Annotated in this window: 6 protein-coding genes; 4 read left to right on the plus strand and 2 right to left on the minus strand. The window is 42.7% G+C overall.

What is annotated here, in order from left to right:
• Window positions 1-87 precede the first annotated feature (87 nt).
• The 3 genes from AC4II3_RS30725 to ftsH4 all read left to right on the plus strand — a co-directional run bounded on the left by AC4II3_RS30725 (window position 88) and on the right by ftsH4 (window position 2,858).
• Window positions 88-318: a photosystem II protein, Psb35-related gene (locus AC4II3_RS30725; protein ID WP_488016078.1), complete on the plus strand. Its 231-nt coding sequence runs from the start codon at window positions 88-90 to the stop codon at window positions 316-318.
• A gap of 11 nt (window positions 319-329) precedes the next feature.
• Window positions 330-521 (plus strand): DUF2949 domain-containing protein, encoded by a 192-nt coding sequence (locus tag AC4II3_RS30730; RefSeq protein WP_488016080.1) that lies wholly within the window; start codon window positions 330-332, stop codon window positions 519-521.
• 456 nt (window positions 522-977) lie between these two features.
• Window positions 978-2,858, plus strand: a complete 1,881-nt coding sequence (ftsH4, locus tag AC4II3_RS30735; RefSeq protein ID WP_488016082.1) for an ATP-dependent zinc metalloprotease FtsH4 — start codon at window positions 978-980, stop codon at window positions 2,856-2,858.
• Between the two features lie 332 nt (window positions 2,859-3,190).
• Here the strand turns inward: ftsH4 and AC4II3_RS30740 are convergent, their stop codons facing one another.
• Together AC4II3_RS30740 and AC4II3_RS30745 are read right to left on the minus strand one after the other, a co-directional pair.
• Window positions 3,191-3,499 (minus strand): DUF6200 domain-containing protein, encoded by a 309-nt coding sequence (locus AC4II3_RS30740; RefSeq protein WP_488016084.1) that lies wholly within the window; start codon window positions 3,497-3,499, stop codon window positions 3,191-3,193.
• Between the two features lie 1,025 nt (window positions 3,500-4,524).
• A complete protein-coding gene (locus AC4II3_RS30745; RefSeq protein WP_488016085.1) occupies window positions 4,525-4,725 on the minus strand; it encodes a hypothetical protein in 201 nt (66 codons plus the stop codon).
• Window positions 4,726-4,799: 74 nt separating this feature from the next.
• On the opposite strand from AC4II3_RS30745, the gene AC4II3_RS30750 reads away from it, so the two are divergent.
• On the plus strand, window positions 4,800-5,930 hold a 1,131-nt coding region (locus tag AC4II3_RS30750; RefSeq protein ID WP_488016087.1), incomplete at its 3' end, for a S8 family serine peptidase.

The raw sequence follows: 5,930 nt of genomic DNA on the forward strand, positions 1-5,930 counted from the left end.
TTGACCGCCTTCGGTATCAGCTAAATCATTCGTTACTTATTCGTTACTTATTTGACCACTACCTCGTAAAAAACAAGGGAGAAATCGATGACTATTGTAATTGCACTGTTAATTGTTGGTTGGACTGCTGCGGCGCTAATTGGTACTCAAGCTTACTTCCGTGGTGAGCAAACCAAGCCCATCCATGAGCGCAACTGGCGTAGTGAGTCTTTCAACAAACTGGCCAAATCCGTCACTGGTCAAGACACTGACTATAGCGATCGCACTCCCGCCTATGCAATGGATGCTTTTGCTAGCAACTCTCTACCCAATTCCTAAACCAGAGGTCGATGCAGTATTCAGTGCTTACTAAATTGATTCGCTGGTTACAGGAAGAGTTAGAGATTCCTGGGGCTTCCATTGCCCTGGCTCTACGCCAGGGCGAACCAAGCCCAACCTTTTTACCCATGGTTCTTTGGCAATACGGACTAATTACATTAGATCAATTAGAACAAATCTTTGATTGGTTGGAAGCCGTCTAAGTCTATTTCTCAATAGAAAGCTTTGCCTAGAGTTGACCATATGATTACTCTATGATAAACTCATCTAAATTTTAGAAGCCTTACTAACAAAAGATTGCATAACTAGTAAGCATAAATACTTATCTAATCTATCTAAGTTTTAGAAGCCTTACTAACCAAAAGATTTCACGACTAGTAAGCAAAAATACTTATCGTAGGTATTTCAAAATAAGATGGGTTTACCCCGATGAAGAAAGTCTGGAATTTTAGAGTTAATAGTAATTCTCAGGGCTCACACCGCTACACATCAATTTCATCTCCCCATCTCCTTATCTCCTCATCTACATCTGTAGTTCTACTTTGAAGAATTGGTATAACTTTTAACCGTACCCTGGTAGGCTAAGATTGAGGGCTTTCACCCTCTATAACAAAAGCATTTTAAACAAACACTAGTTTGCATTTAACTAGTTTGCATCTATGAGTATTAAAGACAAACCTCAACCCCCTCGATCTCGCCTAATTGGCAATATTCTCTTGTTTTTAGGCGGTTTATTTCTTGTAGCTAACCTATTCTTGCCTGGGTTCTTCGGACCGAAAATCCCTCGGGTACCTTACAGCTTGTTTATTGACCAAGTCCAAGATGGAAAGGTAGCGCGGGTTTATGTTGGGCAAGACCAAATCCAGTATCAGCTCAAAGCTGATACTGAACAGCCAGGACAAATTCTGATCACCACCCCAATCTATGACCTAGAGTTACCCCAACGGCTAGAAGATAAAGGAGTAGAATTTGCTGCTGCTCCTCCCCCTAAACGAAGCTGGTTTGCCATCGTGCTCAGCTGGGTGATACCTCCACTAATTTTTGTTGGCATTTTGCAGTTTTTTGCAGGGCGTTTTGGTGGTGGTGGACCCCAAGGTGCTTTGTCTATTAGCAAGAGTAAAGCTAAGGTTTATGTGCAAGATGATACCACTAAAGTTACCTTTAATGATGTGGCTGGGGTAGAAGAAGCCAAGACTGAATTACAGGAAATTGTGGATTTTCTTAAAACGCCCCAACGGTTTACTAATATAGGAGCACGAATTCCAAAAGGAGTGCTATTAGTTGGACCTCCTGGAACGGGTAAAACTCTAATGGCTAAAGCAGTAGCTGGGGAAGCTGGTGTACCATTCTTTAGTATTTCTGGATCGGAGTTTGTAGAACTGTTTGTCGGTGCTGGTGCTGCCAGAGTTCGGGATTTATTTGAACAGGCCAAAAAGAAAGCTCCCTGTATTATTTTCATTGATGAATTGGATGCTATTGGTAAGTCCCGTGCTAGTGGTTCTGGTTTTGTTGGTGGGAACGATGAGCGGGAACAAACCCTCAACCAGTTGCTAACGGAAATGGATGGATTTGCTGCTGGTGATGCTACGGTAATTGTGCTAGCAGCCACTAACCGCCCTGAAACCCTAGACCCAGCTCTGTTACGTCCAGGACGATTCGATCGGCAGGTGTTGGTAGACCGTCCTGATTTATCCGGTCGCTTGAAAATTTTAGAAATCTATGCTAAGAAAGTGAAGCTGGGGGAGGATGTGGATCTAAAAGCGATCGCAACTCGTACTCCTGGTTTTGCTGGTGCTGACCTCGCTAATCTCGTTAATGAAGCAGCGCTGTTAGCCGCCCGCAACGGCAAAGAAAAAGTAACCCAGGCGGACTTTGCTGAAGCCATTGAGCGAGTAGTTGCTGGTCTAGAGAAGAAAAGCCGGGTACTCAATGACAAAGAGAAAACCATCGTTGCTTACCATGAAGTCGGTCATGCTCTAGTTGGTGCCTTGATGCCTGGTGGTAGTAAAGTCGCTAAAATCTCGATTGTGCCACGGGGGATGGCAGCACTAGGCTACACCCTGCAAATGCCTACAGAAGACCGCTTCTTAATGGATGAAAAAGAACTCCAAGGTCAGATTGCTACCTTGCTTGGTGGACGGGCAGCGGAAGAGATTGTGTTTAATAGCATTACCACCGGCGCTTCCAATGACCTCCAACGAGCTACGGATTTAGCGGAGCAGATGGTAACCACCTATGGCATGAGTAAAGTGCTCGGACCCTTAGCTTACCAGAAAGGTCAGCAGTCAAACTTTCTCGGAGATGGGATGATGAATCCCCGCCGCAATGTCAGTGATGAAACTGCTAAAGCAATTGATGATGAAGTCAAAGAGATTGTAGAAACAGGTCATCAACAAGCATTAGCGATTCTGAACGAGAATCGGGAGTTGCTTGAAACCATTGCTAAAGAAATATTGGACACAGAAGTAATTGAGGGTGACAAATTGCAAGAGCTTTTGAGTAAAGTTAAGCCTGCCGAGAAGGAGCCTGCTGTGGTTTGACACCCAATCAGTTCATCTGGTTTAACCAAAAATTAACCACTGTATAGCAATTAAAATGGGGGTGATTAGCACCCCCATTTTAATTAAATAGTTCTAGACTAAAAATGTTTCTAGACTAAAACCGAAGATAGCCTGTAGGCTAGGCTGAAGGAAGAAATATCCTTAATATCACCAGTCTTTCTCGTTTTTCTTTTTAAAGGGTAAGCGCAAGAAAAAATTGCCCATAATGTGGATTGGATAGATATGGGTTGATCGTGGCTCGAAACCCCTATAATCTCGTAGAAATCTACTCGTAATAGAGTGATTTTGTTGAGAATAGTGCGGTTTCTTTATCAAGAAGCCTCAGCTTCTTGATACTGGGGCTTATTCTTTTTCTTTTTAACGATTAAAATCACTGGCTGTGCATTTTCACCAACTTCCCCGGATTCTTTTAGCTTCTCCATATAGTTTGCAAGCTTGTCGAATAGTTTACCGTGACTGTGTTGTAAAGCTTCGATGTCCTTCTTTTTAGCAGAGCCCATATCTACGATGATAGTATTGGCTTTTTGGATAGTGGATGCGGCTGCCACCGCATTGGTTGGCACCCAGAATGAGACACACATTAACAGAACGATAACTAAGCTAACCATTTTTTTCAACATAAGAACTCCTTGTTGTTTAGTACTCAAGTGTTCAATTAGCGACTCAATTCGCTAATTCTTCTACAGTAAATAAACTAACCTTATTGCTTTAAGAACTGCAATGGCATTGCAATTCTTAAAGCAATTTGTCTTAAGCAGGTACACAAAATGGCGTTGCACATTTTTAAAAAATAAAAGCATTGCAGGGTAATGGTTACAGAGATTTGGAGTAGGCAATTAATTCTGTGTAGGTACTTATAGAATAAGTATTATTGCTGAATTATTTATTCAGAAAATTACGTCATTTTACTGAAAATACTGATCATTAGACCTCTCCAAAAACTTGAAAGTATCTCATTAACTGCTTTTCAGCCCTCAAATTTACCAAGTCAATTAGACATCCTGTAAGAAGATGCTGACCTATAAGTAGGTGGGCTTAATTAAACGTTACAAACTTTATCATTTTTACTATCTAAATTTCCAGATATTGTCCACTTTTGAAGCTGATAACCTACTTGGTAACTGAAGTTACCCCGTTCATTTGTACTACTATACTAGTTAAAGGCTCTCCCCATAAGGGATATAGTAGACCTCTTGCAAAAGTCCAATAAAAAAGATATAAATAGATCAGTATGAGTAAAAAAAATAACCTATCAAAAAGTTAAATCTCTCACTAACCAGTAGTTCGCCTTTGTGGGGTTAGGAAAGAGACTTTTGCTTAGATGGTGAAATTAGTAGAAAAAAAGTAAGCATTCAGCTATCAGTTATCAGCTTAAGCGCTACGCGCACGCTACTTGAGGTGCTATCAGCTTAAGCGCTACTAGATCGGTGCTTTTGAATAAAATAAGCTGACGGCACCTCAAGTAGCGTGAGCTAAAAGCTCACGGCTGACGGCTGAATGCTTACGAATTTAGAATTAAGAATTTAGAATTAAGAATTAAGAATTTAGAATTTAGAATTTAGAATTAAGAATTTAGAATTTAGAATTGGGAGGAGTAGATAGTCAATAGAACTCTTGCCAAAGTAGCTCTATGATTGTGTTTGCCTCAATTGTTGTCCACTGTTACCTGTTCCGGACAACTGCCACGAAGTCTAGTCAATGTGTGACTATTTGATGGTAAGATTTTCCGGGAACGCGCATCTTGGTAAAATAGCCATCTTAGTAGAATAGCGATCTTAGTAGAACGGGCATCTTGCCCGTTGCTGCTGTTCAAATTATCCCCGACTCCCGATTCCCCACTCTCCACTCCCCACTCCCAATTCTAAATTCTCAATTCTTAATTCTTAATTCCCCATTCCCCATCCATAACCTTAAAAAAAAATGCCCGACCTCTCCACCATCCCCGGCTTCACCCAACTCCAAAGCCACACCACCGGTGATTCTCGCCTTCTGATCGCAGTATTAGATGGTTCAGTAGACTTAGACCGAGCCTGTTTCGGTGGGGCAAAGCTGAGTCGAATTACCCCCTTTTGGTCAGAAGAACTTGAAATTGACCCCGATCTGATCAAAGTCTTCCGAGACATTGATCAGTTATATGACTTAGACGACGACACTAAACAAGATAAGCTCAAAGCTGCTATTCCGGACGACCGGATTCGTCATCGGATTTTCTGTGATTTCCATGCCACCCATATTTCCAGTACCATTTTTGGACAACCAGACTCTCCCGTTGAAGGGATTGCCCCTGGTTGCCGAGGCATTAATATTCCCATTGACCGGGATGGGGAAAACTTCATCAACCCCCTGAACCTAGTTCATGCCTTTAATCAAGCCTTGGAACTGGGAGCCAATATTATTCACTGCGCCGCCTGTCACCCCACCCAATCTGGTGTGGCCCATGAACTGTTGGAAAAAGCAGTGCGTCAAGCCCAGGATAATAACGTTCTGGTAGTTGCCCCTGGTGGTAATGATAAAGGGGAATGTTGGTGTATTCCGGCAGTTTTGCCAGGAGTACTCACCGTTGGAGCCTACAAAGATAATGATCAACCAGCCAAGTTCAGTAACTTCGGTGGCCAGTATAATCAACAAGGGGTGCTGGCTCCCGGAGAAAATATTCTGGGGGCACAACCGGGAACCGATGAAGCAGTGCGGAAAAAAGGAACCAGTTGTGCGGCTCCAGTAATTACCGGAATTTCGGCGTTGTTAATGAGTTTGCAATTACAACAAGGGGCAGCTCCCGATGCGGAAGCGATTCGTGCTGCTATTACCAATAGTGCCATTCCCTGCGACCCGGAAGAAGTAGAAGAACCAGAACGCTGTTTGCTGGGCAAGGTTAATATTGCCGGTGCCTTTGAGTTAATTACCGGACAAGAATTAGCAGCCAAAGGTGAAGAGTCAGAGATTACCAGTCAAGGCTCAGAAGATAAAAGTACGATTGTTTTTATATCGTCTCAAGAAGGGAATCGGGAATCGGGAATCGGGAATCGGAACCCACCCCTAACCCCTCCCAGG

The organism is Moorena sp., from assembly GCF_982860115.1.